We start from the raw sequence: 3,961 nt of genomic DNA, 5'->3' as shown, positions 1-3,961 counted from the left end.
TGCCGACGTCACCGCCTGCCCCCGCCACGCCCCCGTGGCCGCGGCCCCCGCGTGGAGGGTGGTGCCGCGACCTCTTGGCCACCGGCCCGAGCCGGCTCGAGTCGACGACACCTCCGGCCCCGTGCTCCACGGCCGGCCGCCGCTCGAACCCGCTCACGGCGTGCACCTGGTGCACTTCACCGCCCGCCGCCCCTTCACCCCGCGCGCCCGCACCGCGTGCTCACCGCCCTGTGCGGCGGCGGCGTCGTCCGCGTCCGCGGCCGGGTCTGGCCGGCCGCCACGACACGGCCCCGCGGCTGGAGGTCGCGGGCCGGTCGGTGCGGGTCGGCGAGGCGGGGCCGTGGCTCGCCTCGGTCGCCGACCGGTCCGAAGTGGGCGCCGAGCCGTTCCGGCGGTCCGCGGTGGACGAGCCGTCAGCTCCCCGGGCGGTGCGCCCGTGCCGGGCCGTAGCAGCGCAGCAGCTCCCCCGCCTGTTCGGCCAGCGGGCCGTCGTGGTCGCGCAGCCAGTCCGGTGGCGCGTCCGAGCCCGCCTCGGACAGGAAGAACACGGTGTGCCGCCAGGCGTCGCGGGCCAGCTTCGCCGTCGCCTGCGGGCGCCTGCTCGTGGGCACCCGGCCGGCGAACCGGACGGCGGTGTCGAACGCGCGCCGGGCGAGCGCGGGCCAGTCGCCGCGCGCCCCGACGCGACCGACGAGCGTGACCAGGTTGTGCGTGGTGAGGACCTGGGCCTGCTCGATGATCGCGTGGTTGCCCGCCAACGACCACCCGGACACGCCGGCCCGCTCCCGGCACAGGGCGGCGAGGTCGTCGACCGGGCCCGGGCGGAGGGCGTAGTGGCGCGCGTACAGGCTGCCGCGCAGGTGGTCGGCCGCCTGTTCCGCGGCGCGGGAGAACTTCGGGGAGAAGCGCCCCTGGAAGATGTCCGCGGCCAGGTGCTCGACCCACGGCAGGTCCACCTCGGCCTCCCGGCCCAGCTCGGCGAGTTCGCGCACCAGCGGGTTGGGCGGCGCCGTGCCGGGGAACGCGTCGAGGGCGAGTTCGCCCAGCCTGCGCAGCGCGGCGAGCGCGTCGTGGCGGGTGCCCTCGCTGCGGGCGCGGTACCGGGCGATGGCGCGCACCCACGGCAGCTCGTCCACCCGGACCTGGTGCCGGAGGTCGAGCAGCAGCAGCGAACGCCGGTTGCGGAAGGCGAGGCAGGTCGCCGCGACCAGGGTGCGCAGCGCCTCGTCGGGGTAGGCGGCGGCGGTCGTGGTGGCCGCGATGCGCGGCACGAGCTGGGCGAGCACCTCGGCCGAGGGCACCACGCCCGCGTCGATCAGCTCCTCCACGGTGCCGGCCAGGGTGCGGGCGACGACGTTGCGGATCGCGTCCGGCACGGGGACGCCGTCCACGGGCGCGCACAGCTCCGCCACGTCCGGCACGCCCCGGTCGGGCGGCAGGGACGCCAGGCGGCGCACCACCTCCCGGGCGATGGCGTGGTGCGCGGGCACGTCGAGCTGGGCCGCCTGCCGGGACCGCAGCTCGCCGTGCCGGGCCGAGCCGGGCTCGCCGCGGCGGCGCACCATCGACTCCACCGCGTGCCGCAGCAGGCCCCGGGCCCGCGGCGTCGGCTCGCGGCCCGCCACGACCTCCTCCAGCGCGTGGCGCAGGACGGCGAGGTTCTCCTTGGGCTTGCGGTGCTTCGCGCACCGGGTGTGGGTGGCGGCCAGTCGCCGGTAGCGCTCCAGCAGCGCGACGCCGCGCTCGTGCCAGGACCGGTCGGCCGACTCGCCGAGGTCGCCGTCCAGCCACCACCGCAGCAGGTCGTCGGCGAAGGGGTTCCACACGGCCAGCGCCTCGCGCATCGCCTCGACCCGCTGGTTCGGCCGGCGCGCGGCGAGCGTGGCGGCGGCCTGGCCGGCGGTGCCGCGCCACACCACGTCCGGGTCGCCCGCGGGCGGGGCCGGGGCCGGTGCGAACCCGAGCCGGTCGGCGAACGGCGCGATCTCGGCGAACAGCCCGCGGGCGGCGTCCTCGTCACCGGCGCGCAGGAGCCAGGCGAGCACCGGCAGCGCCGCGTGCTCCGGCAGGTCCACCCGGTACTCGCCGGTGTCGAGCGCCCGCAGCAGCTCCGCGAGGCCGTCCCCGGTGAGGTGGTGGGCCATGAGCGCGCGGCGTCGCCCGGGCAGGCCGAACCGCTCGCACACGGCGAGTTCGTGCTCTCGCAACGGGCCGCCGGCGGCGGGCTCGCCCGTGGCGAAGCCGCCGTGCACGACCACGGGCGTGACCCACGCCGGCAGCCCGGCGACCGGCTCGCGGGAACCCACGGTCAGGCTGCCGCCGGCGATCCCGCGCACCACGTCGCGCCAGCGGCGCACGCGTTCGTCCGCGCGCCGGCGCGTGGCCTCGTCCTCGTGCGTCAACGCCGTCACGAAGGCACGTGCCAACTGGTTTGCGGCGTAACCGTTCGGGGTGTTCTCGTCCATTGCCGGCGTGGCGGGGTGCGACCCCGCGCCCTCCAGGTTGAGAGCCTGGTGCTCTTCGCTGAGCTACACGCCGTCGCGGTGGCGCGCACCGCGGGCGAACCCTACGACATCCCGGCGGCGGTGTCGCGGGTATTCCGGTTCCGCCGCTCGCGGGCGGGCGCCACGGGGGTGCCCGCCCGCCGCGGACGCGGTCAGCGACCGGCGCAGGTGAGCACCGGCGTCGAGGAGCTGCTGCCGCCGGCGATGTAGCCGAACGTCGTCGAGGCGTTCGGGGCCAGGCGGCCGTTCCAGTCGGCGTTGCGCACCGAGGCCGTGGACCCGCTGCCGCTCGACACGCCGCCCCAGACCTGGTTGACGGTCTGCCCGGCGCCCAGGGACCAGCTGACCACCCAGCCGGGGATCGACGTCGCGCCCGCCGTCACGGTGACCTCGGCCTGGAAGCCGCCCTGCCAGGAGTTGACCGTGCGGTGCGTGGCCGTGCACGCGCCCGGGGGCGCGGTGGTCGTCGTCGTGGCGCCAGTGGTCGTGGTGGTGCTCGTGGTCGTGGTGGTGGTCGTCGTCGTGGTGCCGTCGCTGATGCTGCCCGGGACCGCGAGCAGGGCGTTGTACCAGGTGGTGGCCATCTTGCCGTAGCCGCCGGCGTTGGGGTGCACGCCGTCGGCCAGGTCGGCGGTGGTCAGCGCCCGGTACATGTCGACCAGGTGCACCTTCCTGCCCGCGTTGGCGTTGGCCTGCACGATGCCGGGGATGGCGGCGTTGAACGTGCGCACCACCTGGTCGCTGAACGACAGCGGGACGATCGTGGCCACGAACAGGTGGGCGTCGGGCGCCTGGGCGGTGATCTTGTCGATCAGCCGCGAGAGCCGCTGCGGCGCGCCGGCCGGGTCGCTGCCGTACATGTCGTTGGTGCCGATGTGCAGCAGGATCGTCCGCGGGGTGTAGGCGCGCAGCCAGGTGGTGATGTTCGCGTCGATCTGGGCGATGGTCCACCCGGAGTGGCCCTCGTGGTCGCGGTCGCCCAGGCTGCTCGGCCCGTTGGCGGCCGAGCCGACGAAGTCGACGGCGTACCCGCCCGCGGTGAACTTCTGCCACAGGTCGACGCGGTAGCCGCCGGGCACGTTGAAGCCGTCGGTGATCGAGTCGCCCAGCGGCATCACCCGCACCGCCGCCGCGGGCGCGACGTCGGCTCGCGCGGCGTTGATCGCGGGCGCCGCCACGAGCGCCGCCGCGGCCGTGAGCGCGGCGACGGCGGCGGACAACCGGGGTTTACCGGCCATGGTCGTTCCTTCCCTGGTGTCGGTCTGGTCCGGCACGGCGGCGGCACCGAAACTGTCCTCTGTGGACCGTGAGAGCCCGACTCGTGCGGTGTCAGGGCTGTTCAGCAGCCTACGGAAAGTTTCGAAGAAATCAACGTTCCTTTCGGGATCGCGTCTCGTGTGGCGCTCGCGGTTCGTCGGCGACCCGGGCGGCGACCCGGGCCGCGGCACGGGCGAACG

At 76.1% G+C, this 3,961-nt stretch carries 3 protein-coding genes and 1 tRNA gene; 1 reads left to right on the top strand and 3 read right to left on the bottom strand.

Annotated elements, in window-relative coordinates:
• Positions 1-413: 413 nt before the first annotated feature.
• The 3 genes from ACFV4N_RS40925 to ACFV4N_RS40915 form a co-directional block, all read right to left on the bottom strand.
• Positions 414-2,411 carry a hypothetical protein gene (locus tag ACFV4N_RS40925; protein WP_499678073.1) on the bottom strand — a complete coding sequence of 666 codons (1,998 nt, stop codon included), beginning with the start codon at positions 2,409-2,411 and terminating at the stop codon, positions 414-416.
• Positions 2,412-2,467: 56 nt separating this feature from the next.
• Positions 2,468-2,538, bottom strand: a tRNA-Glu gene (locus tag ACFV4N_RS40920).
• A gap of 118 nt (positions 2,539-2,656) precedes the next feature.
• Complete coding sequence (locus tag ACFV4N_RS40915; RefSeq protein ID WP_499678072.1) at positions 2,657-3,742, bottom strand: GDSL-type esterase/lipase family protein; 1,086 nt, start codon at positions 3,740-3,742, stop codon at positions 2,657-2,659.
• Here ACFV4N_RS40915 and ACFV4N_RS40910 point away from each other — a divergent pair.
• Positions 3,741-3,961, top strand: a 221-nt coding sequence (locus ACFV4N_RS40910; protein WP_499678071.1) for a hypothetical protein, incomplete at its 3' end; no start/stop codon positions are given. The genes ACFV4N_RS40915 and ACFV4N_RS40910 overlap by 2 nt on opposite strands.

This window comes from Actinosynnema sp. NPDC059797 (genome assembly GCF_042732085.1).
In the GTDB taxonomy this organism is placed as follows: domain Bacteria; phylum Actinomycetota; class Actinomycetes; order Mycobacteriales; family Pseudonocardiaceae; genus Actinosynnema.
This window is presented reverse-complemented; position numbering and strand designations above follow the sequence as displayed.